The sequence below is a fragment of the Nocardia sp. NPDC051990 genome (assembly GCF_040680755.1).
Taxonomy (GTDB): domain Bacteria; phylum Actinomycetota; class Actinomycetes; order Mycobacteriales; family Mycobacteriaceae; genus Nocardia.
On the sequence record NZ_JBFAXH010000022.1, the window covers coordinates 51,660 to 75,452 of the forward strand.

18 protein-coding genes and 1 tRNA gene are annotated in these 23,793 nt (G+C 65.1%); 10 read left to right on the plus strand and 9 right to left on the minus strand.

What is annotated here, in order from left to right; translation table 11 throughout:
* Positions 1-45: 45 nt before the first annotated feature.
* From AB0L63_RS28735 to AB0L63_RS28745, 3 genes are all read left to right on the plus strand, one after another.
* The gene (locus tag AB0L63_RS28735; protein ID WP_364506951.1) at positions 46-2,850 is read left to right on the plus strand and encodes a DEAD/DEAH box helicase; all 2,805 of its coding nucleotides are present in this window, start codon (positions 46-48) and stop codon (positions 2,848-2,850) included.
* Positions 2,847-3,614 (plus strand): SWIM zinc finger family protein, encoded by a 768-nt coding sequence (locus AB0L63_RS28740; RefSeq protein ID WP_364506954.1) that lies wholly within the window; start codon positions 2,847-2,849, stop codon positions 3,612-3,614. The genes AB0L63_RS28735 and AB0L63_RS28740 overlap by 4 nt, the downstream gene beginning before the upstream one ends.
* Positions 3,615-3,681: 67 nt before the next feature.
* Positions 3,682-4,443 (plus strand): helical backbone metal receptor, encoded by a 762-nt coding sequence (locus AB0L63_RS28745; RefSeq protein WP_364506957.1) that lies wholly within the window; start codon positions 3,682-3,684, stop codon positions 4,441-4,443.
* A 42-nt stretch (positions 4,444-4,485) separates the two neighbouring features.
* On the opposite strand, the gene AB0L63_RS28750 is transcribed toward AB0L63_RS28745, so the two are convergent.
* Both AB0L63_RS28750 and AB0L63_RS28755 read right to left on the minus strand, forming a co-directional pair.
* A complete protein-coding gene (locus tag AB0L63_RS28750) occupies positions 4,486-5,556 on the minus strand; it encodes an amidohydrolase family protein (protein ID WP_364506960.1) in 1,071 nt (356 codons plus the stop codon).
* A gap of 73 nt (positions 5,557-5,629) precedes the next feature.
* Complete coding sequence (locus AB0L63_RS28755; RefSeq protein ID WP_364506963.1) at positions 5,630-6,259, minus strand: TetR/AcrR family transcriptional regulator; 630 nt, start codon at positions 6,257-6,259, stop codon at positions 5,630-5,632.
* Positions 6,260-6,360: 101 nt separating this feature from the next.
* Here AB0L63_RS28755 and AB0L63_RS28760 point away from each other — a divergent pair, with 101 nt between their 5' ends.
* Positions 6,361-6,762 (plus strand): Dabb family protein, encoded by a 402-nt coding sequence (locus AB0L63_RS28760; protein ID WP_364506966.1) that lies wholly within the window; start codon positions 6,361-6,363, stop codon positions 6,760-6,762.
* Positions 6,763-6,776: 14 nt separating this feature from the next.
* Here the strand turns inward: AB0L63_RS28760 and icmF are convergent, their stop codons facing one another.
* Positions 6,777-9,995 (minus strand): fused isobutyryl-CoA mutase/GTPase IcmF, encoded by a 3,219-nt coding sequence (gene icmF, locus AB0L63_RS28765; RefSeq protein ID WP_364506969.1) that lies wholly within the window; start codon positions 9,993-9,995, stop codon positions 6,777-6,779.
* A gap of 395 nt (positions 9,996-10,390) precedes the next feature.
* Here icmF and AB0L63_RS28770 point away from each other — a divergent pair, with 395 nt between their 5' ends.
* From AB0L63_RS28770 to AB0L63_RS28790, 5 genes are read left to right on the plus strand one after another with little or no spacing between them, the layout of a single operon-like run.
* Positions 10,391-11,890, plus strand: coding sequence for a CoA-acylating methylmalonate-semialdehyde dehydrogenase (locus AB0L63_RS28770; RefSeq protein ID WP_364507061.1), 1,500 nt, complete (start codon positions 10,391-10,393; stop codon positions 11,888-11,890).
* 27 nt (positions 11,891-11,917) lie between these two features.
* Positions 11,918-13,057: an acyl-CoA dehydrogenase family protein gene (locus AB0L63_RS28775; protein ID WP_364506971.1), complete on the plus strand. Its 1,140-nt coding sequence runs from the start codon at positions 11,918-11,920 to the stop codon at positions 13,055-13,057.
* Positions 13,054-14,136: an enoyl-CoA hydratase/isomerase family protein gene (locus AB0L63_RS28780; RefSeq protein ID WP_364506974.1), complete on the plus strand. Its 1,083-nt coding sequence runs from the start codon at positions 13,054-13,056 to the stop codon at positions 14,134-14,136. Before AB0L63_RS28775 ends, AB0L63_RS28780 begins: the two co-directional genes overlap by 4 nt.
* The gene (gene mmsB / locus AB0L63_RS28785; RefSeq protein ID WP_364506977.1) at positions 14,133-15,029 is read left to right on the plus strand and encodes a 3-hydroxyisobutyrate dehydrogenase; all 897 of its coding nucleotides are present in this window, start codon (positions 14,133-14,135) and stop codon (positions 15,027-15,029) included. Before AB0L63_RS28780 ends, mmsB begins: the two co-directional genes overlap by 4 nt.
* A gap of 2 nt (positions 15,030-15,031) precedes the next feature.
* Positions 15,032-15,859: an enoyl-CoA hydratase gene (locus AB0L63_RS28790; RefSeq protein WP_364506980.1), complete on the plus strand. Its 828-nt coding sequence runs from the start codon at positions 15,032-15,034 to the stop codon at positions 15,857-15,859.
* 334 nt (positions 15,860-16,193) lie between these two features.
* On the opposite strand, the gene AB0L63_RS28795 is transcribed toward AB0L63_RS28790, so the two are convergent.
* Positions 16,194-17,261, minus strand: a complete 1,068-nt coding sequence (locus AB0L63_RS28795) for an Hsp70 family protein (RefSeq protein ID WP_364506983.1) — start codon at positions 17,259-17,261, stop codon at positions 16,194-16,196.
* 120 nt (positions 17,262-17,381) lie between these two features.
* The gene (locus tag AB0L63_RS28800) at positions 17,382-17,930 is read right to left on the minus strand and encodes a MarR family transcriptional regulator (protein ID WP_364506986.1); all 549 of its coding nucleotides are present in this window, start codon (positions 17,928-17,930) and stop codon (positions 17,382-17,384) included.
* A 167-nt stretch (positions 17,931-18,097) separates the two neighbouring features.
* On the opposite strand from AB0L63_RS28800, the gene AB0L63_RS28805 reads away from it, so the two are divergent.
* Positions 18,098-18,169, plus strand: a tRNA-Cys gene (locus AB0L63_RS28805).
* A 68-nt stretch (positions 18,170-18,237) separates the two neighbouring features.
* Here the strand turns inward: AB0L63_RS28805 and AB0L63_RS28810 are convergent.
* The 4 genes from AB0L63_RS28810 to AB0L63_RS28825 form a co-directional block, all read right to left on the minus strand.
* Complete coding sequence (locus tag AB0L63_RS28810) at positions 18,238-19,287, minus strand: ABC transporter ATP-binding protein (RefSeq protein WP_364506988.1); 1,050 nt, start codon at positions 19,285-19,287, stop codon at positions 18,238-18,240.
* On the minus strand, positions 19,284-20,837 hold the full coding sequence (locus AB0L63_RS28815) for an iron ABC transporter permease (protein ID WP_364506991.1): 1,554 nt from the start codon (positions 20,835-20,837) through the stop codon (positions 19,284-19,286). Before AB0L63_RS28815 ends, AB0L63_RS28810 begins: the two co-directional genes overlap by 4 nt.
* 2 nt (positions 20,838-20,839) lie before the next feature.
* Positions 20,840-21,859 carry an iron ABC transporter substrate-binding protein gene (locus AB0L63_RS28820; protein WP_364506994.1) on the minus strand — a complete coding sequence of 340 codons (1,020 nt, stop codon included), beginning with the start codon at positions 21,857-21,859 and terminating at the stop codon, positions 20,840-20,842.
* A gap of 126 nt (positions 21,860-21,985) precedes the next feature.
* Positions 21,986-23,386 carry a metallophosphoesterase gene (locus AB0L63_RS28825; protein WP_364506997.1) on the minus strand — a complete coding sequence of 467 codons (1,401 nt, stop codon included), beginning with the start codon at positions 23,384-23,386 and terminating at the stop codon, positions 21,986-21,988.
* Positions 23,387-23,793: the final 407 nt, after the last annotated feature.

Sequence of the window (23,793 nt, forward strand, 5' to 3'; positions counted from 1 at the left end):
CGGCTGGCCATCGCGGCTGTCGGACCCGCCTGATTGGATGGGGTGATGCTGCACGGTCTGTGGTCGCCGGGATCGGGCTTGCTGCTCTGGCAGCAGGCGCCGGTCGTCGCGCTACCCGAACCATTGGGTGGGGTGCTGGCGGCGTCGAAGTTCCGGCACAGGGCGAAGGTGCTGGTCAGCGGGTCGCAGCAGGCGACCGAGCAGATCAGGGCGCATGCGATTGTGCCCGCCGCGGCCGCGGTCGTGCTGCGCCAGCGGCTGCCGGTCGACGCGGTGTCGGGGGATCTGCGGTTTCTCGCGCATGTGGCGCAGGGGGTCGAGCGGTGGGTGCGGGCCGGGCGGGTGGTGCCGGAGCTGCGCCGGGACGACGGGCAGTGGTGGGTGCGCTGGCGGTTGGTCGGTGGCGAGCGGCAGCGTGCTTGGCTGGCGGAATTGGCGGTGGCGATGCCGCCCGCACTGCGCGTCGCGGGGAAGCCCGGGACTCTGCTCGAGGATATGGTCACCGAACTCGCCGATCCGATCGTCCGGGAGCTGATGGATCCACCGCCGTCGGCACATCCGCTGGTGGCCGCACTCATCGATGACGTCGCCTTGGATGACGGCAGCCATCAGCTGGCCGAGGTGTTGGAGCGCTGGCGGGCGAGTCTGACCGGAGACGAGCCGGAGTTGGTGCTGCGGCTGCTGGAGCCCGAGGGCGATATCGCGCTCGGCGAGGCCGATGCCGATGTGGCGCTGTGGCGACTGCAGGTTTGTCTGCGTGCCGATGGTGAAGCACCGAATCCGGTTCCGCTACTGGGTGATCCGGTGCTGGTCCGCACCGCGATCGAGAAATTGGGCGAGGCCACGCGGGCCTATCCGCGCCTGCGCGACCTGCCGAACGATCCGCAGTCGATGGACCTGCTGTTACCGACCGAGGTGGTCGCGGATCTGGTCGAACACGGCGCGCATGCGCTGCAGGCGGCGGGGGTGCGGCTGCTGCTGCCGCGGGCCTGGAATATCAGCGCCCCGACCATGCGGCTGCGGGTGGAGAGCACCGTACCCGCCGCCGAGAGCACGGTGGGTATGCGCGGACTCGTCTCCTACCGTTGGGAACTCGCCATCGGCGATACCGTGCTGACCAAGGCCGAAATGGCACGGCTGATTCGTTCGAAATCGGATCTGGTGCAGCTGCGCGGGGAGTGGGTGCAGGCCGACCACAAGGTGCTGGCCGCCGCCGCCCGCTATGTCGCCGCCCATCTCGACGACACCGAAATCACCTTCGCCGATCTGGTCGGCGAACTCGTCACCGGCCATGTCGAGAAGGTGCCGATTACCGAGGTCAGCGCAACCGGCTGGGCCGCAGACCTGTTGGACCAGACCCGCGAGCCGGTACCGGTGACTCCGCCGGTCGGTTTGAAGGCGCAGTTGCGGCCGTATCAGGAGCGCGGGTTGGCCTGGCTCGCCACCATGAGCCGCTACGGCGTCGGCGGAATCCTGGCCGATGACATGGGACTGGGGAAGACCGTGCAGGTGTTGGCCCTGCTCGTGCACGAGCGCGAGGGCGCGGGGACCGACGGCGCCGGACCCACGCTGCTGGTGTCCCCGATGTCGGTCGTCGGCAACTGGCAGCGTGAGGCCGAGCGTTTCGCCCCTGATCTGCGGGTATTGGTGCACCACGGTGCAGGCCGCAAGTCCGGCACGGAGCTGGGCGAGGCCGTTGCGGATGCGGATCTGGTGATCACCACATACTCGCTCCTGGCAAGGGACGCAGCCGAATTGGCGCGGCAGCAGTGGGATCGGGTGGTGCTCGACGAGGCGCAGCACATCAAGAACGCGGCGACCAGGCAGGCCAAGGCGGCGCGGGCACTGCCCGCCCGACATCGGTTGGCGCTCACCGGAACTCCGGTGGAGAACCGTCTCGAAGAGTTGCGCTCGATTCTGGACTTTACGATGCCGAAAGTGCTCGGTAGCGCACAGACCTTCCGTGCCCGGTTCGCCGTCCCGATCGAACGCGATCGGGATGAGAACGCCATCAGCCGTTTGCGCACCGTCACGCAGCCGTTCGTACTGCGCCGGGTGAAAACCGATCCCGCCGTCATCAGTGATCTGCCGGAGAAACTGGAGATGACGGTGCGCGCCAACCTGACCGTCGAGCAGGCGGCGCTGTATCAGGCGGTCGTCGACGACATGCTGGCCAAACTGAAGGATGCGAAGGGTATGGCACGCAAGGGCGCCGTACTCGGCGCGCTGACCCGGCTCAAACAGGTCTGCAACCATCCCGCGCATTTCCTCGGCGACGGCTCCGGCGTGCTGCACCGCGGCAGTCACCGCTCCGGCAAGCTCGCCCTGGTAGAGGACGTACTCGATGCGGTGCTGGCGGACGGTGAGAAGGCATTGCTGTTCACCCAGTTCCGCGAATTCGGTGATCTCATCGCACCCTATCTGACCGAGCGCTTCGGCACGGCGATCCCGTTCCTGCACGGTGGCGTGCCGAAGAAGCGGCGCGACACCATGGTCGAGCGCTTCCAAGAGCCGGTTGGCCCACCGCTGATGTTGTTGTCGCTCAAGGCCGGTGGCACCGGCTTGAACCTTACGGCCGCCAATCACGTTGTGCACCTGGATCGTTGGTGGAATCCCGCCGTCGAGAACCAGGCCACCGACCGCGCCTTCCGGATCGGTCAGCAGCGCAATGTGCAGGTGCGCAAACTGATCTGCGTCGATACCATCGAGGAGAAGATCGACGAAATGATCAGCGGTAAACGCCAGCTCGCCGATCTGGCCATCGGTGCGGGCGAGAACTGGATCACCGAATTGAGCACGGACGAATTGCACCGGCTCTTTGCCCTCGGCGCGGAGGCGGTCGGCGATTGAGCCCCTTCGACGACTACAGCAAGTACGGCAAGCGTCGCCCGGTGCGCGGCGGGGTCGAAACACGCAGCCGCCGTGGCGGATTCGGCCGCACCTGGTGGGGTAAGGCCCTGATCGAGGCGGTCGAGCAGATGGCCGAACCTGGTCGACTCGCGCGTGGCCGCACCTATGCCAGGGCCGGACAGGTCGTGAGCTATCGGATCGAACCCGGTGCGGTCACCGCGGAAGTGCAAGGGAGTCAGCCGCGCCCGTTCACCTCGGTATTCGCCATTCGGCCACTGCGCGATGAGGAACTCGAACTGCTCATCGAGACCATCCGGACCACGCCGGGTGTACTGGCCGAAATCGCCTCTGGTGCATTGCCGACGAGCCTCGGCGAGCACCTGCTCCCGACCACGGCCGCGGATCTCGACTTCTCCTGCACCTGCCCGGATTCCGGCTGGCCGTGCAAACATGTGGCCGCGCTCTGCTATCTGCTCGCCGAACGCCTCGACGAGCGCCCTCGCGAAATCCTCACCCTGCGCGGCCTCGACCTGGACACCCTCATTATCGGCATCGAACGTGAAGCGGCCCCAACAGTCTCCGACGACCCCTACGGCGACCGCACCGCATTGCCCGATCTCCCGAAGGTCGAATTCCGCCCCGCCATCGATGACCTGGAGCCGACCCTGTTACGCCGCGCACTGCGCATGACCGCCGAGGACGAACCGATGGCCGCGGCCGGACTGCGCGATCTCCGCGCACTCTACGAAGCCTTGGATCGCTGATGTTGTTGTCCGGTTATCAACACGGCCGCGAAACACAATGTGGCAAACACGATCGTCGGGTGCTGTGATGACCGACGATCTGGGGGCAGCCGTGTATCTCGACCGCCCGGTGCGTCGGGTGGTGTCGCTGGTGCCGTCGCTGACCGAGGCCGTCGCGGTGAGTCGTCCCGAAGTCATTGTCGCGGCGACGGATTGGTGTACACATCCCGCAGAGCTGGACGTCGAGCGGGTGCGCGGCACCAAGAATCCGAATGTGCGCCGAATCATCGAGCTCGCACCGGATCTGGTGCTGTGCAATCAGGAAGAGAATCGCCGCATCGATGTGGAGCGGCTGCGGGATGCGGAAATCCCGGTGTGGGTCACCAGAATCGAAACATTGGACGAAGGCTTCACTTCGCTGCGTCGACTTTTCACCGAAGCCCTGAACGGTTCGGTGCCGGATTGGCTTGTCGAGGCCGAAATATCCTGGGCCGCATCAACTCCCGAGCCGCCGCGCAATACCGTCATCCCCATCTGGCGCAACCCCTGGATGGTGGTCGGCCACAACACCTTCACCGGTGACCTGGCGGCCCGCCTCGGCCTCCGACTCGTGCACGCCGACCGCACCGAGCGCTATCCGCATGTCTCCGAGAACGAGCTGACTCGCGATGTCGAACTCGTTCTGCTCCCCGACGAACCCTACGAATTCACCAGATCCGATGGCCCCGATGCCTTCCCGGGCCTGCCGGTCGCTTTGATCGAAGGCCGCAGCCTCACCTGGTACGGCCCATCCCTGGCCACCGCCCGCGAAACCCTGACCCGCCAAATCACCGAAGCCTTCATAGCCTGATCGCTACGGATCGAAATGCCTACCGCGCCGCGTAGCCCGGTGTTATTCGATTCGGTAGGTTCGTTGGGCATTGGTTCGGAAGATCTGCTCCAGCTCCTTGTGGCCGCCGCCGTGCTCGGTAATTGCCGTGGCGACGATCTCGGCGCTGTCGGCAATGGTCGTAATCGGTTTGTCCACTGGGAAATTGGAGCCCCATAGGAGCCGGTCCGCGCCGAAGACATCGAAGGCGTGCTCGACGAGCGGGCGAATTCGATCCAGCAGTACTGGAATCGGTGTCGACGTGCCGCGTGGCGGTACCGGGTGGCCGAGGATCGGCATCATCAAACCACTGACTTTCGCCACCACATTGGGGTTTTCGGCGAGCGCGGTGAGATCGTCGCGCCAGCGGACGAAAAGTTCCCGGCGCAGACTCGGATTCGTTCCGGTGCGTTTGCCGACCGGGCCGAAAATCCCCGCGGGTGTGGCGAGATGGTCGAGCACAATCGGGACTTCCGGAAAGCGCTCGGCCAGTGCCGTCACATCGGGTAGCGCATGTGAATACGCCCAGGCCTCGAAGGAGAGCCCGCGCTCGGCCAATGCCGCGAAGCCATCCAGGAATTCCTCGGTGGTGAGTGCGCTCTCGCGGTCGGTATAGGGCCGGACATACGGATCCGGATGGTGCGCGACATGCGCGCGAATGCCGCGCAGCAGTGGCGATGCGGCCATATGGGCATCGAGCAGCACCGTGAAATCCGGTGCCGCCGGATCGGCACTCCCGATGATTGCGCCGAGTGCCGGATGGTCGCCGGTGAATGGCAGCTCGGCCACCCACTTCGTTTCATCGGCCGCGGCCAGCGTCCCCTTTCCGGTCCAGCCGACCTCGATATGCACGATCGACTCGATCGGGACGCCATCGGCGTCCGCGCGGTAATTCGCGGGCAGATATGGATTCGCATACGCGGTCGGATCCCCGACGAATTCCCGGTCCCGGCGCGGTGCCACCCGCTTGGCCAGATCGATCGGAATGGGCAGCATCCGGAGCAACTTCGCGGTCCGGCTGAATTCGCGCGGTGTGCGGAACGGATCCCATTGATGAATATGGCTGTCGATAATCCGGATATCCGAGAGATCCATGACCGCCATCCCAACCACGCCGAAGGCCCTGACTTCGCGATTGTCACACGCGCGCGGGCGGGTGCGTTCGGAATCAGTGGGAACCGTATGCGGACAGGAACGTCCGCACCGCCGCATCGGCGATATCGCGCTGCTCGGCATCGCTCACCTCGCGGGTGCCGAGCCGGGACCGTGCCTCCAGCGGCGCGGTGAGCAGGGCGAGCAGTTGTTCGGCGGCCTGCGCCGGATCGGCGGTCTGTAGCCGACCCGAAAGGGCGAGTCGCGCGAGCCGATCGGCCAGCGCCTCGGCTACTCGCCGCGAGGTCCGCTCCAGCACAGTATCGGCCAGGTCCGGGAACGCCGCGAGTTGCGCGTAGGTCAGTGCGCGTAGCGAACGGGCGCGCTCGCCGGCGCATTCCGCGAGCAGTGCGCGCGCCATCGTGGTGAGGGCGACAGACAGATCGTCGCCGGGCTCGCGGAGGCGATCGACGATCGTGAGGGTCTCGGCGGCCACGGCATCGGCGGCGGCCAAAACGGCGTGCCGGAAGAGGGTCTGCTTGTCATTGAGGTGGTTGTAGACCGTCGGTTTGGCGACGCCCGCCTCGTCCGCGATCTCCTGCACACAGGCCTTGTCGTAGCCGCGTCGCGCGAAGACGGTGAATGCGACGTCCAGGATCGCCTGCCGCTTATCGATGCGGCCGCGCGCCGTCGTTGTACCCGTCACCCCTGCATATTAACGCCTGAATGAACTGATGGGTTCACTCTTGTGCACCTACCAGTCAGTTATCTAGATTGAACTGGCAGGTTCAAAACAGGGAGGTATCCATGATCGTTCATCTGTTGCGCTTCGGGTTCCGCGAAGAGACGACCGAGGCGCAGAAGGCCGAGGTACTCGCGTTGATGAAGCGCACCGCATCGGTCGAATCGGTGTCCTTCGCAACCGTCGGCCGCAACCTCGGCGACGCGAGCGAAGGGCTGACTCACGCCTATTGCGTCGGCATCGAGGATCTGGCGGCGCTGGAGCGCTATATGCACGATCCGGTCCACCTGGCCGGTGACCCGCAGATCATCCCGCACTTCCAGAAGATCGCCATCGGACCTGATGTATCGGATGAGCCGGATCCCGAACTGCGCGACAAGATCATGGCGCTGCATGCGGCCAAGGTGGCGAAGTACCCGGGGTGGGCACGTCAGCTGGATTCGATTCCGGAGGTGCGAATCTTCTGACGGCCCAACCTATTTCACACGTTGCGGCGGTACTGGCCGCCGACGGTGAAGAAGGTGTCGGTGATCTGTTGCAGCGTGCAGACCCGGGCGGCGTCCATCAGCACCTCGAAGATGTTGTCATCGGTGCGGGCCACCGCGTCCAAGCGGGCGAGCGCGGCATGTGCGGAATCGCGATGGTTGTTCTGGAATTGGCGCACGCGCTGCAGCTGTGACTGCTTCTCGGCCTCGGTGCCGCGGGCCAGTTCGATGACCCGATGCGGTTCGCCGTGTGGGTTGCGGAAGGTATTGACGCCGATGATCGGCAGCGAACCATCGTGTTTGCGGTGCTCGTAACGCATGGATTCGTCTTGGATCTTGCCCCGCTGATACCCGGTCTCCATGGCGCCGAGGACCCCGCCGCGCTCGCTGATGCGCTCGAATTCGGTGAGCACGGCCTCCTCCACGAGATCGGTGAGCTCATCGATGAGAAAGCTACCCTGGAGCGGATTCTCGTTCATCGCGACGCCCCACTCGCGGTTGATGATGAGCTGAATGGCCAGCGCCCGGCGCACCGATTCCTCGGTGGGGGTGGTCACTGCCTCGTCATAGGCATTGGTGTGCAGGCTGTTGCAGTTGTCATAGATGGCGGTGAGCGCCTGCAGGGTGGTGCGAATGTCGTTGAAGCTCATCTCCTGTGCGTGCAGCGACCGGCCCGAGGTCTGTACGTGGTACTTCAACTTCTGCGAACGCTCATTGGCGCCGTAGCGATCTCGCATGGTGATGGCCCAGATGCGCCGTGCTACCCGGCCGATCACCGAATACTCCGGATCCATGCCGTTGGAGAAGAAGAACGACAGGTTCGGCGCGAAATCGTCGATCCGCATGCCCCGGGCGAGATATGCCTCGACGTAGGTGAATCCATTGGCGAGGGTGAAGGCCAGCTGGCTGATCGGATTCGCGCCCGCCTCGGCGATGTGATAGCCGGAAATCGAGACCGAGTAGAAGTTGCGAACGTCGTTGCGCACGAACCATTCCTGGATATCGGCCATCATGCGCAGACTGAATTCGGTAGAGAAGATGCAGGTGTTCTGGCCCTGATCCTCCTTGAGGATGTCGGCCTGAACGGTGCCGCGCACGGTCGCCAGGGTGCGCGCCGTGATATCCGAGACCTCCTCGGCGGTGGGCTCGCGGCCCTCGGCAGCCGAGAAGCGTTCCAGCGCTTGGTCGATGGCGGTATTGAGGAAATAGGCCAGGATGGTGGGGGCTGGGCCGTTGATCGTCATCGATACCGAGGTGGTCGGCGCGGTCAAGTCGAAGCCGTCGTAGAGCGCCTTCATATCGTCGAGCGAGGCGATCGAGACGCCGGAGGTACCGACCTTGCCGTAGATATCCGGGCGTTCGGCGGGATCGTGACCGTAGAGCGTCACCGAATCGAACGCGGTGGAAAGTCGTGTCGCATCGGCATGTTCGCTGAGCACCTTGAAGCGCTGGTTGGTTCGGAACGGATCGCCCTCACCGGCGAACATTCGCGCCGGATCCTCGTTATCGCGCTTGAACGCAAAGACGCCCGCGGTGAACGGGAACCGTCCGGGCAGATTCTCCGAGCGCAGGAATCGCAGCAGCTCACCGTGATCGGTGCAGCGTGGCAGCGCGACGCGCGGAATCGAATTGCCGGACGGTGTCTCCCGGCGCAGCGGGGTGTGGATCTCGCGATGACGAACCCGAACCACCTGCTCCTCGCCCCGATAAGATTCGGCCAGTGCGGGCCAACCCGCGAGCAGTTCGGCATTGTCGGCATGCAATGCGGCGCGGGCTTTTTCGGCGAGATCGGCGACCGCGGTGTCATCGGGCAACTCGGCCGCCACCTGTTCGAGCCGCTGCAAACGTTGTGCCGCAACGATTTGCGTGGCGGTATCGGCGTGGTAGTCGCGGACCGTTTCGGCGATCTCGGCGAGATAGCGCACCCGGGCAGGTGGGATGATCTGGGCGAACCTGGTGGAGGAGCGGGTGTCCACCTTCGGAAGTACGCCGGGCTCCATGTGCAGACCGCGCTCAGCGAGCAATCCGGTGAGGTGCTGGTAGAGCGCCGTCACCCCGTCGTCGTTGAAAGTGGCCGCGCTGGTTCCGAATACCGACATTTCCTCGGGCGCCTTGGTGAACTCCTCGCGATTGCGAATCAGCTGGCGTGCGACATCACGCAGCGCGTCTTCCGCGCCTCGGCGCTCGAACTTATTGATCGCCACCACATCCGCGTAATCCAGCATGTCGATCTTTTCCAGCTGGGAGGCGGCGCCGAATTCCGGTGTCATCACATACATCGATACGTCGACGTGGTCGGTGACGGCGGCATCGCCCTGGCCGATGCCAGGGGTTTCCAGAATCACCAGGTCGTATCCCGCTGCCTTGCAGGCGGTCACGATGGCGTCGATATTCCGCGGCAGTTCGTGTCCGCCGCGAGTGGCCAGGGAGCGGAAGAAGATGTGCTCGCCGTCGAGAGCGTTCATCCGGATGCGGTCGCCGAGTAGTGCGCCGCCGCCGCGTCGCCGGGTCGGATCGACCGCGAGAATCGCGACGCGCAACTTGTCCTGCTGATCCGAACGCAGCCGGCGCACCAATTCATCGGTGAGCGAGGACTTTCCGGAACCGCCGGTGCCGGTGATGCCGAGTACCGGCACCATGCGCGCGGCAGCGGCCGACGCCAGGGTCTGTCGATCGGACTCCGACAGTGTGTCCTGCTGCAGACAGGTGATCGCGCGGGCGAGCGCGGCCCGCTCACCGGCGAGTACCGCGCTCAGCACCGGCGGCTCGGCGGCGAGATCGAAATCGCAGGTGCGGATCAGCTGATTGATCATGCCGGGCAGGCCGAGTCGCTGGCCGTCCTCGGGGGAGAAGATGGTCACCCCGGATTCGGCGAGGCGCGCGATTTCCTCGGCGACGATCACCCCACCGCCACCACCGAAGATCCGGACATGGTCGGCACCGGCCTTCTTCAGTGCGTCCGCGAGGTATTCGAAGTACTCGACATGTCCGCCCTGATACGAACTCACCGCGACGCCCTGGGCATCCTCGGTGAGCACCGCATCCACAACCTCGCTGACCGCGCGATTGTGCCCGAGGTGAATGACCTCGGCGCCCTGCGCCTGCAGGATCCGCCGCATGATGTTGATCGCCGCGTCGTGCCCGTCGAAGAGCGCGGCCGAGGTCACGAATCGGACGGGATGAGTGGGCGTGTAGAGCGCGGTGCTGTCGGCCACGGGGTCCTCCGATGGAGATCCTGTTTGGCGCCCGATACTAGGACGTCATACTAATCTTACGGTGATGGCAGTCACAGCGCCAGATGGATGCGCCCCGCATCGATGGCCGGTTGTCGGGGTCTGCTGACCCGTGAGTTTGTCGCATGGTGGGGCCGAATCATCGAGCGGGCCAAGGGATCGCCACACTCGCGCATCCCGGCGCTGTGGCGGAACCGGTCGTCGAGGTCGTCCGCCTGACCTGTCGATCCGGCCGCTCGATGAGACTGCCGGCGAAGGTAGTTCGCTCGGTAGTTGCCGTGGGATAAGTCACACCGTCTATATTTACTTGGACATCCAACTATAGGATGACCGTAGATCGCATATGGCGCGGTGTCTACTACGAGAACAGGACTGGCATGGTTCGCGAACTCACTCACTACATCGGCGGACAGCACGTCGCCGGGACCTCGGGCAACTTCGGCGATGTCTTCGACCCGAATACCGGCCAGGTACAGGCGCGAGTGCCGCTGGCGAGTAGAGCCGAGGTCGATGCCGTCATCGCGAATGCGGCCGAGGCGCAGCGGGTGTGGGCCGCGTTCAATCCGCAGAAGCGGGCCCGCGTGCTGATGAAGTTCCTGACCCTGGTGCAGGACGAGATGGATTCCCTTGCGGCCCTGCTGTCTGCCGAGCACGGTAAGACCATTGCCGACGCCAAGGGGGATATCCAGCGCGGTATCGAGGTCATCGAATTCGCAGCGGGTATTCCGCATCTGCTCAAGGGTGAGTACACCGAGAGCGCGGGCACCGGCATCGACGTATACTCCATGCGCCAGCCGCTCGGTGTGGTTGCGGGCATTACCCCGTTCAACTTCCCGGCCATGATCCCGCTGTGGAAGGCCGGTCCGGCATTGGCATGCGGAAATGCCTTCGTGCTCAAGCCATCCGAGCGCGATCCTTCGGTGCCGCTGCGGCTGGCCGAGCTGTTCCGCGAAGCAGGTCTACCCGCGGGCGTATTCAACGTGGTCAACGGCGATAAGGAAGCGGTCGACGCGATCCTGAATTCGCCGACCATCAAGGCCGTCGGCTTCGTCGGTTCCACCCCGATCGCGCAGTACATCTACGAGACCGCGACCGCGAATGGCAAACGTGCGCAATGCTTCGGCGGTGCCAAGAACCATGCGATCGTCATGCCGGACGCCGACCTCGACGATGTCGCCGACCAGCTCATCGGCGCGGGCTACGGCTCGGCGGGTGAGCGCTGTATGGCCATCTCGGTCGCCGTCCCGGTCGGTACGGAGACCGCGGATCGCCTGCGCGAGAAGCTGATCGAGCGGATCGACAAGCTGAATGTCGGACGCTCCGACGATGCCGGTGCCGATTTCGGCCCGCTGGTCACCAAGGACGCGCTCGGCCGAGTCGAGAACTACGTCCAGATCGGTGTCGATGAGGGGGCCGAGCTGGTGATCGACGGCCGTGGCCTCGCGGTCGACGGCGCCGAGGGCGGGTACTTCACCGGTGCAACGCTTTTCGACAAAGTCACCCCGGAAATGCGGATCTACAAAGAGGAGATCTTCGGCCCGGTGCTGTCGATCGTGCGGGCCAAGGATTACGACGAGGCGCTGGCCCTGCCCAACGAGCACGAATACGGCAACGGCGTAGCGATCTTCACCCGCGACGGCGATACCGCACGGGATTTCGCCGCCCGGGTGCAGGTCGGCATGGTCGGGATCAATGTGCCGATTCCGGTGCCGATCGCGTACCACACCTTCGGCGGTTGGAAGCGTTCCGGATTCGGCGATCTGAATCAGCACGGTCCGGATTCGATTCGCTTCTACACCAAGACCAAGACCGTTACCCAGCGCTGGCCATCCGGGCTGAAGGACAGCAACCACTTCGTCATTCCGACGATGGACTGAGAACCCACCGACGGGAGGTCGACGATCGTGTTCGCACTGAATGACGACGAGCGCGCCATTGCCGAAATGGCGCGCGACTTCGCCGACGAATACCTAGCCCCGAACGCCCTGGAATGGGATGAGCAGAAGCACTTTCCAGTGGATGTGCTGCGCAAGGCGGGTTCGCTCGGCATGGGCGGGATCTACGTCGGCGAGGATGTCGGCGGTTCCGGACTGCGCAGGCTCGATGCCGTGCGCATCTTCGAAGCACTGGCCACCGGCTGCCCCGCCATCGCGGCGTATATCTCCATCCACAACATGGTTTCGTGGATGATCGATAACTACGGCAATGCCGAGCAGCGCAACCATTGGCTGCCCCGGCTGGCCTCGATGGAATGGCTCGGCAGTTATGCGCTCACCGAGCCGGGTGTCGGATCGGATGCGGCGGCCTTGAGTACCAAGGCGGTTCGCGACGGTGACGATTACTTGCTCACCGGGGTAAAGCAATTCATCTCCGGTGCGGGTAGCACGGATGTGTACGTCATCATGGCGCGCACCGGCGATGCGGGTGCGCGCGGGATTTCGGCTTTCATCGTTCCAGCCGAAACCCCGGGAATTTCCTTCGGCGCCAATGAGAAGAAGATGGGTTGGAATGCCCAGCCCACGCGTCAGGTGATTCTGGACAACGTCAGGGTGCCTGCCGCCAATATGCTCGGCGTCGAGGGCAATGGCTTCCGCATCGCCATGAACGGGCTCAATGGCGGTCGACTCAATATCGCCGCCTGCTCGCTGGGCGGCGGCCAGGCGGCGCTCGAAAAATCCGTGGCGTACCTGGCCCAGCGCAAGGCGTTCAATGCCCGGCTGCTGGACAACCCGGCATTGCAATTCGAGCTCGCGGATATGCGTACCGCGCTGGAGGCAGCGCGGACCCTGCTGTGGCGGGCCGCGGCCGCATTGGATGCCGACGCCGACGACAAGGTCGAGTTGTGCGCCATGGCAAAGCGCTTCACGACCGACGCCGGATTCGAAGTGGCGAACAAGGCGCTGCAGATGCACGGCGGTTACGGATACCTGGCCGAATACGGCGTGGAGAAGATCGTCCGCGATCTGCGAGTGCACCAGATTCTGGAGGGCACCAACGAAATCATGCGGGTGGTCGTCGCCCGCTCGGTGGTAGGAGCAGCATGACCGAACCCGAAGTTCTCATCGATAAGCGGGACGGACTCGGTCTTATCACGCTGAACCGGCCCAAGGCCATCAATGCGCTGAATCATCCTATGGCCCTTGCCATTTCCGCCGCACTGCAAGTGTGGGCCGATGACGACGAGGTGCGCACCGTCGTCGTCACCGGCGCGGGGGAGCGTGGGCTCTGCGCGGGCGGCGACATCGTCGCCATCCACAACGACGCGGTCGCATTGCGCGATCGTTCCGCGGCGGCCGGCGCCGCCAACGCGGATTCGGCCACCGGTGTCTTCTGGCGCGACGAGTACATTCTGAACGCCCTGATCGGCCGCTATCCGAAGCCGTATGTCGTTGTCATGGACGGCATTGTGATGGGCGGCGGAGTCGGTCTTTCCGGCCACGGCAGCCATCGGATCGTCACCGAGCGCTCCAAGATCGGCATGCCGGAGGTCGGCATCGGCTTCATTCCCGATGTCGGCGGCACCTACCTGCTCGCTCGTACGCCGGGCGAAATCGGTACCCACGTCGCACTGACCACCGCGCGAATGCGCGCCGGGGACGCCATTGCCACGGGTTTCGCCGATTACTACGTGGCCTCGGAGCATATTCCAGCGCTGCTGGAAACGCTGCGGACCGAGACCGCCGAGATCGCCATCGCCAAATTCGCCACGGACGCACCGGAATCCGAACTCCTCGCCCAGCGGGACTGGATCGATGCCTGCTACCGCGCCGATACCGTCGAAGAGATCGTCGATCGGCTGCGGACGCACGGTTCGCCGGAGGCCGCCGAGGCCGCGACCGAACTGCTCGGCAAATCGCCGGTGGCACTGAAGGTGACGTTGCGTTCGCTGCGTGCGGCTCGGGCCGCGAAGAGTCTCGAGGCGGTGCTCAACGAGGAGTATCGCGTGTCCATCGCAGCGTTGGCCTCGCACGATCTGGTCGAAGGCATCCGCGCGCAGGTGATCGATAAGGACCGCAACCCGCAGTGGTCGCCGGCGACGCTCGCCGATGTCACCGCGGCGCAGGTCGATGAGTACTTCGTCGAATTGGGCGATAAGGAACTGGGTTTGGAGGCAGGCAAGTGACGAAGAAGATCGGTTTCCTCGGCCTCGGCCATATGGGCGGGCCGATGGCCGCGAACTTGGTCGAGGCAGGCTATGACGTGCTCGCCTTCGATCCGGTCCCCGCCGCACAGGAGCAGGCCCGCAAAGACGGTGCCACCGTGGTGGATTCGGCCGCAGCGGCCGCCGCGGGCCGCGATGTCGTGATCACCATGCTGCCCAATGGCAAGCTGGTTCTCGACGTCTACGCCGAACTGCTCCCCGCCGCGAATCCGGGCACGCTGTTCATCGACTGCTCCACCATCGATGTCGCCGACGCCAAGACGGCCGCGGCCCGCGCCATCGATGCGGGTCATCGCGCAGTGGACGCCCCGGTCTCCGGTGGTGTCGCGGGCGCTGCCGCGGGCACGCTGACCTTCATGGTCGGCGGCGATGCGGCCGACTTCGCCGACGCGCTCGATGTGCTCCAAGTGATGGGCGGCAAGGTTGTGCACTGCGGTGGCACCGGCGTCGGCCAAGCCGCGAAGATCTGCAACAACATGCTGCTCGGCATCTCGATGATCGGCCTGTCCGAGGCCCTGGTGCTCGGCGAGAAACTGGGCCTGAGCCACCAGTCGTTCTTCGATGTGGTCTCGACCGCATCCGGCCAGAGCTGGGCGCTGACCAGCTACTGTCCAGTCCCCGGACCCGTGCCGACCAGCCCGGCCAACAACGACTACCAGCCCGGTTTCGCCACCGCGTTGATGACCAAGGACCTGGGCCTGGCCGCGAACGCCCTGCGCGATAACGACGTCGACGGCCAACTCGGCCTGCTCGCCGCCGAGATCTACACCCGGTTCAACCAATCGCAGGCGGGTAAGGACTTCTCCGCTATCGTCACCGATATCCGTAGCCGATCTGACGTAGAGGGTGCCTGAAGATGGACGCATCGCAAAGCGATTCCGTGCAGGGTAGCGGCCGGGTGAGGGGAGGGCCCGACTTCGAGACGATTCTGTTGGAGCGCAAGGGGCGGGTCGGCTGGATCACGCTGAACCGCCCGAAGGCGCTGAATGCGCTGAATGCGCAGGTCCTCGACGATGTCATCGCCGCGCTCGACGAACTCGAGCACGATGACGCGATCGGAGCGATCGTCATCACCGGTTCGGAACGGGCCTTCGCGGCCGGTGCCGATATCAAGGAGATGCAGCCCAAGTCGTACATGGACATGTTCATGAACGACTACTTCGCCCGCTGGGACCGGCTGGCGCAGTTCCGCAAGCCGACCATCGCCGCCGTCGCCGGTTATGCCCTCGGCGGTGGCTGCGAGCTGGCCATGATCTGCGACATTCTGCTCGCCGCCGATAACGCGAAATTCGGTCAGCCGGAAATCAAGCTCGGTGTCATTCCGGGTATCGGCGGCTCGCAGCGCCTGACCCGCGCCATCGGCAAGGCCAAGGCCATGGATCTGGTGCTCACCGGCCGCAATATGGGTGCCGATGAGGCCGAGCGCGCTGGCCTCGTGTCCCGCATCGTGCCCGCCGCCGAACTGCTCGACACCGCACTCGAGGTGGCCGAAACGATCGCCTCGATGTCGCTGCCGGTCACCATGATCGCCAAGGAAGCCGTGAACCGGTCCTTTGAAACCACCCTCACCGAAGGCCTGCGCTTCGAACGCCGAGTCTTCCACTCGCTCTTCGCAATCGACGATCAGAAGGAAGGTATGAGTGCCTTCGTCGAGAAGCGTCCGGCGAAGTTCACCAACCACTGACGCGCCCAGCGCTGGTATTCGAACAAACACGGTGCCCGGCCGAGTGAATCTCGGCCGGGCACCGGTGTATTCGCGTGCGCCAGCCCGACTTCCACATTCGCGCCGACCATGAAAAATCCGACGACGATCACCAGAATGCCCGACAGCGCGAACAGCGCCGTCACAGCGGCAGACCAAATCACCTAGCGGCGAGCATGATTGCGCAGCCGTCCACATAGATCCATGACTTGCGTCACGGCCGAAATCGCGTCAATTCGGCAACAGTTATGCGCAATGCACACTGGATATGCGGGAGTGTGGCGCCGCCCGGTCGTGAGTGCTGACGGTTGGCGGTTCAGTTGAACGATGTTGCTGGGATGCCCGCGACTTCGACGGGAGTGGGAGCGTGCACACCACCCGGTGATTGGGCGGCGCTGTGGTCCACGGCGAGCAGTCCGGCGATGGTTGCGCCCAAGGCGATCGTAACCGCAACGGCGGCAATGAGTTTGCGGCGGCCGGTGGTGGTCGGCACCAAGGAATCGGTCGATGCTCCGCTGCGTAGGCGTGCCATGCGCACATGGCCGGTGGGGCGTTCCGCGGCGAGCAGAACCGCGCCGCGGGCCGAAACGTATTCGGGCTCCTCGTCGTAGACGACGGGGAGTTCGATCATTTTGGACAGTTCTTCGCGGATATCGGGGTTGCGGGTGCAACCGCCGAGCAAGACCAGGGCTTCCGGTTGGACGCCGGTTTTCTCGATCAGTTGGCGGACGAAAGATGCGGAGTGATGGATGCCCGCGGCGCACAGTTCGGCGAGGTCGCTGCGGGTGACCACGGCACGCCCGTCGGAACTGCTGTCCATGGCGGTGATTACCCGTGCGCTGCTGAGTTCTTCGCGGTGCTTGCGGCTGGTCAGTTTGTCGGTGAGTACGCCGCCGCGGGCCAATTGCCAACGCAGCAGTGCGTCGTAGCCGTCACCGCCGAGTACGGTGCTGCGTTTACTGGACAGGATGGTGTCGGTGCGGCAGTCGGCGTGGGTGACGGTCAGGCCGGAGCTGCCGAGGTCGTAGAGGATTACCGAGCCGGTGATGGGCAGGCGGCCGGTGAAGCGCAGGTAGCGCAGCTGGGCCAGCGGTTCGTCGATGATGGTGAGCCGGGTGCGGCCCGCGGTGGTGCGGATGGCGTCGGCGTGCATAGGGCAGCGACAGGTCACGGCGGTTCTGGTGATCAGCTCGTCGCGCTGGTCGGCAGCCGCGCGCATCTGACGGATCGCTTCGAAGACCGGTTCCTCGACCCCACCACCTGCCCGACGCGGCACCTGGCATCGATCAATCGGCGGGAGATGCGGCTGATCGGAATGCGTCAGCATCGCGCGAGCACCACCCGCGCCCGCCGATACACCCAGGACCAGCACCATGAAGTCCATGGTGGACCCTTTCGGGTCCGCTGCCAAGGCGACCGGGCGGGGAATTCGCTAGTTGGATGCCAGACCGTTATCGGGCAGTCGTCCGCGTTAGCGTAAAGACCGACCGGTTAGGATGTTTCGCTACTGCTCATGCGCCAACCATCGGGCCGGTTCATCGCCGGTGTCGAAGTCACCTGCGGCATGGCGGAATTCCGCGAGCAGCTGTAGCAGGGTATGCAGCCGATCCGGCGGAAGACCGGGAACCGCGAAGACCTTCGCGTTCAGTTCCTCGGTCGCCATGGCGACCAATTCCCTTCCAGCGGAGGTGATTTCGATCAGCGTGGCACGCCGATCGCTGGGGTGCGGCACCCGCTCGACGAGCTTCGCGGCCTCGAGTCGATCGACGGTATTCGTCACGCTGGTCGGGTGCACCTGTAGTCGCGCACTGGCCTTCGCCATCGGGAGTCCGCCCGTCTTGCTGAAAGCAAGAAGCCTGAGGAGTTCATATCGAGAGAATGTCAGGCCGGTCGGTTTGAGAGCCTCGTCGACCCGGGCCATCACGATTTGCTGGGCCCGTACCAGTGAAGTCACCGCCGCCATGCCGTCGGCGACATCGCCCCAGCCGTGGCCGACCCATTGACGATGGGCTTCCTCGATCGGATCAAGCGGAAGTGGACGTGGCCGCGACATGACCTCGATCATTCCATGTTCACCCGCCGCTGCGGATCTTCTCCCGATCGGTGAGCGCCGTAAGTCGCATTCTGGACCGGTGGCCGAGGTTCCGGCGTCATCGGTTCGGATCACATTGAGTGCAACCATGGGCAATTCGATGCGGCGACAGCAATATTCATCGCGAGGCGGGCGTGGCTGAGTGGTTTAGGCAACGGTCTGCAAAGCCGTTTACGCGGGTTCAATTCCCGCCGCTCGCTCCGATAAGGAGGCGCTCCATGGGTGCCCGGCCCGGCGATACGCCACCGCCGGGCCGGGTATCCGTGGTTCACGCCGCTTCGAAGGCCACAGCCTTACCGAGCACTTCGAGCTGGACGCGATCGCCCGTGGCCGGCGCCGCGACGCTGGCCCGGCGCACTCGCACCGGATCGACATCGCCGCCCAACGCGATCGTCAGCATCACATCGGCCCCGCGGAACTCCACCTCGCGCACGACTCCACTATTCGGTTCGCTATCCGAAACTACCTGCGCAACAAGCTGTTCCGGACGAATCATGATGGTCGACGGTCCGGTCAGCGCGGACATCTGCACCGGCACCCGGCCGAGCGCGCATTTGGCCACATCGCCCTCGACCACGGCATCGAGCAGCACACAATCACCGAGGAATTTGGCGGTGAACAGATCTATGGGCGCGGCGTAGACCTCTTCCGGCGTGCCGACCTGGGTGAATACCCCCTCGCGCATGACCGCGACCTGTTCGGCGAAGCCGAGCGCCTCCTCTTGGTCGTGGGTGACCAGGATGCTGGTCATGCCCGCGGCACGCAGCGTCTCGGCCACGGCCTGCCTGGTCGTGGCCCGCAATCCGGCATCGAGTGCGCTGAACGGCTCGTCCAGCAGCATCAACCGCGGTTTGCGGGCAAGAGCACGTGCGAGCGCGACGCGCTGCTGCTGGCCGCCGGAGAGTTGATGGGGGCGTCGGTCGGCATAGGACGGATCGAGCGAGACCATCTCCAGCAGTTCATTCACCCGATTCCGGCCGCGTCGCAGCCCGCTGAATCCACTGTGCAGGCCGTAGGCGATATTCTGGCCGACGGTCAGATGCGGAAACAGCGCACCGTCTTGCGCGACGTAACCGACATTGCGTCGCTGCGGTGGCACCGAAAACCGATCACGGGTCACGGTTTCCGTGCCGATGGCGACCGAACCCGCGTCCGGAGTCTCGAATCCGGCGATCACCCGCAGCAGTGTGGTCTTACCGCAGCCCGACGAGCCGACCACCGCGGTCGAACTACCGTTCGGCACTTCGAGACTGATCCCGCCGAGGACTTGGTGCTGGCCGAATGTCTTCGAAACGTCCGCCACGACAAGCCGACTCATAACCCGGCCGCCTTCCTGGATTGGGTGAACAGCAGATACGTCACCGGCACCGCCGCGACGATCATGATGAGCGCGTAGGGTGCGGCCGCGGCGTAGTCCAATTCGCCCGACAGCGACCAGAAGCGCATCGCCAGCGTGCGCGTTCCGCTGGGCGCCAACAGCAGTGTTGCGGTCAATTCGGTCGCGACCGCGACGAATACCAGCGCGGCTGCGGAGGCCGCGGCGGGCGCGGTCAAGCGCAACGTGACGCGCAGGAAGGTGACCGGACCCGATTGACCGAGCGAGCGCGACACTTCCTCCAGCCCGACCGGCACCTGCGCCAATCCGGCCCGCACGCTGACCAGCGCCCGCGGTAGAAACATCAACACATAGGCCGCCACGACCATGGTCACCGTCTGATAGAGCGGCGGCGCCCACCGAATCGTGACCGTCACCATGGCCAGCGCGATCACGATGCCGGGCAGTGAACTCGTAATGTAGTTGGCGCCCTCCACAATTCGGGCGAAGGCCGAGGTGGAGCGCACCGCGATCCAGGCCACCGGGAACGCGCACAGCGTGGTGAGCAGCGCGGCCATCGCCGCGAGCGCGATGGTCTGCCCGAGCGCCGTGCCGATTTCGGTGAAATCCCAGACCCGCGCACCGCCGATGCGTAGCCAGCGCACGATGGTCCACAGCGGCACGCCGATCGCGCCAGCGACCACCGCGGCCAAGGCGAGCAGAACCGGAATCGTGCTGGGCCCCAACGCGACCCGGGTGGCCGCCCGAGGCGCACCGCTGCCGATCCTGGCGTAACGCGCCTTACCGCGCACCCCCGCCTCGGTCGCGAGCAGCACCAGACAGCACAGCACCAGCACACCCGCCAACATGCTGCCCGCCGGTCCGGCGAAGCTGGATTGGTACTGCTCGAAGATCGCGGTCGTGAAGGTGTCGAAGCGGATCATCACGAATGCGCCGTATTCGGCGAGCAGATGCAGCGAAATGAGCAGTCCACCGCCGAGAATCGCCAATCGCAACTGCGGCAGGATGATTCGGGTGAAGACCGCGATCGGACCGGAACCCAGCGCACGCGCCGATTCCTCCACCGCCGGGTCGAGCCGGCGCAGTGTCGCCGCCGCGGGCAGATACACCAGCGGGAAATATGACATGGTGGAGATCACCACACCCGCCCACAGTCCGTGCATGGTCGGGACGACACTCACCCAGCCGTAGCTGTTCACGAACGCGGGCACGGCGAGCGGTGCCGCGAATACCGGCCCCCACCACATCGCACCCGGCACATTCGTCCGCTCTACCACCCAGGCCAGCCCGACCCCGAGTACCACGCAGATCGGGACGGTGATGACCACCAGCCCGGCCGTATTGCGCAGTAGGTCACCGACTCTCGGGCGGAATACCAGGTCCGCCGCCTCGTGCAGGCCGGTGGAGAAGACGGTGGACACGATGTAGCCGAGCGGCACGAACGTCGCCGCCACCAATAGCAGCGCGACGGTCGTGACGAGTGGTCCGGGTCTTCCGACCCTGGATGCGGCGACAGCGGTCCGGACGGCCATGACTAGAGCAGACCCGCCTCGGTCATCAGCGCCGTCACCTTCTTGGCATCGAGCTTGCTCGGATCGACGGCCGGCGCCTGCAGCGAGGCCAGCGGCGGCAGGGCCGGATTGGCCGCGACATCACTGGCGACCGGGTACTCCAGCGAGGTGCCGTCGCGCAGGATCTCCTGTCCGGTCTTGGAGGTGATGAAGGCCAGGAACCGCTGCGCCGACTCCTGCTTCTTGCTCGACTTCAGCACGCCGCCACCGGAAACCGAAACGAAGGCGCCCGGATCCTGGTTCTTGAAGTAGTGCAGCGCGGTGTGGCTGCTGCTCTCCTTGGTATTGGCCTGATCGCGGTACCAGTAGTAGTGGTAGATCACGCCGCCGTCGGGCTGACCGGAGTCGACCGCCTTCATGGTGGCGACATTGTTCGGGAATGCGGTGGCATTGTCCTTCATGCCCTTGAGCCACGCCTTGGTCGCGTCCTCACCCTGGAGCGCGAGCAGGGCCGCCACAATGGCCTGGAAGTCGGCGCCGGAAACACCGGCGCCCCAGCGGCCCTTCCACTGCGGCTGCGCCAGATCGAGCAGCGAAGCCGGCAGCTGGCCGGCCGCGATCTTGTCTTTGTTGTAGACGAAAGCCGTTGAGCGGGCGGCGATTCCGGTCCACTTCCCGGTGGACGGGCGGAACTGCGCTGGCACCTGGTCCAGCGTCTTCTTATCGACGTCGGCGAACAGTCCGGCGTTTTCCACCAGCGCCATCGCGGGGGAGTTCTCGGTGAGGAAGACATCGGCGGGGGAGGCCGCGCCCTCGGCGACCAGCTGGTTGCCCAGTGCGGTGTCACCGCCCTGGCGCAACGTGACCTTGATGCCGGTCTCCTTGGTGAACGCGTCCACCCATTCCTTGGTCAGGGATTCGTGCTGGGCGTTGTAGACGGTGATCTCGTTCTTGTCGTCCGAGGAATTCGAACAGGCCGTGACGCCGAGCCCCGCGACAGCGACGGCCAGCGCCGCGGAAATCGCTTTCCATCTGATCGACATGTTCGAGTCCTTCCGACACGTGCAAGGGTTCACTTCATATGATGAGGCTTACCTAAGCAAGATACCGCGTCCGAAGTGCGGCGTTGGTATCGGTCCGGCCGCGGCGGACGTGAGTGTGCTCGCCCATCAGGACAGGCCCGAGAAGTCCCGCAGCACAACGTGATTGCGGTCGGTGAAGGTACCGAGCGTGTAATCCGGCAGCAGGCCGAAGTACTCACCTCTTGTGGTCGCGCTCCAGCTGCGGGCGGCGGCGGTGCGGGTCTTGTAGAAGTTGATCATGTATCCGCCCTCGTACAGGCGCAGCAGGCTGTAGCCGCCCGGATACTCCTTGACCGCGGCCACCTCCAAGAATTCCACCGAACAGCTGGTATCGGGCCGAGTGCGACGGTTGCGGTGGGTGTGGCCACTGTGCTGCAGGAATACGCCGGGGGCGCGTTCGTAGAGCGTCTGGAGTTCGATGCTGTCACCGCGATCGAGGACGAAACCCGGTCCGGCGGTATTGGTCAGACCGGATTCGACGGTCACCGGGTGATGTCCGAAGACCAGCGTCGGGCGGTCGGGATCCGCGTGCAGCAGTTCGCCGAGCTGGTCGAATTGCGGGCGTTCGATGCTGCCGCCTGAACCGTCGAGTTGGCTGGTGTCCAGACCGAGCAGCCGCAGGCCGCCCGACTCGTGCTCGATCAGCTGCTGGCGCGGATGGAATTCCTCGGCCCAGCAATCGTGATGATCGGCGGGTGCCGGGATGCAGCCCTGATATTCCGAACCGATGTGCGGGCGGTCGTGATTGCCGCGCACGGCGAGGTAGTCGCGGCCCTGTGCGCCCCAGGAGTCCAGGTGCCGACGAACCGAGCGCGATTCCTCCGGCTTCGCCTCGGCGGTGAGATCGCCCGCGATGAGCAGGATATCGGCGGCGCGGTCGGGGCGATGCAGATCATCGAGCAGGGCGGCCAGCATTACCTCCGGATAGGGCGGCAGACCGGGCTCCTGCCGGAAACCCGGCGGCAGGTTATCGACGATCAGGCCGCTGACCTGCTCGCCGTAGTGCACGTCATTGGCGAGTGCGATGGTGCGCAGTGGGCGGCCCGGCGGCGGCGCCAGGGTGGTGAATTCGCCGGTGGATTCCGGACTTCCGGGGGTGCTGGTGGTCAGTGAGAGGGTGGGTATGGCGCGGACGCCGTTCGACCATGCCTCGAATCGGTAGGAGCGACCCGGTTCGAGGCCGTCGATCTCCGCATAGTGGAACGGGGTGTGCTCGTCATCGGCATAGACGGTGGTCAGCGCGGAATCGGCCGGACCGAGGCGCACTTCGGCGTCAGTGTCGACCGGCAGCAGTCGACCGTTCGAATCCGGGGCCACCGTCGTCCAGGTGAGAATCACCGATCGGTCGGTGACCGTGACGACCTCCAGATCGGTTGCGAAGAGCGGATTCGGTTGGGCTCGAACCGAACTCGGCTTCGCGAGGCTCGCTAGCGTGGCCAGCCCGATGGCGCTGAGGAAGGTCCGGCGCGACGGTCCGCAGCAGGTCATCCGACGAGGTTACGTCAGTCCTTACCCGACTCCGCCGAGCAGACCTTCCATTTCCCGTCTTACTTCCGTGGGTTTTCGGTGGTGTGCGTATCGGTATCCGGGTCTCACCCGGGAGGGGCAGCGTGAATCTGCCGGTGATCCGGGCCGCCGCGCGGTCACCGGTTGGGGGTCCCGAAGCAACATCCCCCGGCCGGTGCGTGCGGGTTGCATCCCGACGAGGCACGACGCAGCGTCTCCGTCCAACCCGGCCAGCACGGTTGGTGGTTCAGGGCAACGCCTGCCTGGCGGCATGTGAGGGGCTGCGCTCCGACGAAGCACTACGCCGTGAGCACTGGCGCGCGCTTTGCGTCCAACCTGGCCAGGACGGTTTGAAGTGCGCCGAACGGTGTGTGGGGTAGCAGTTCGAC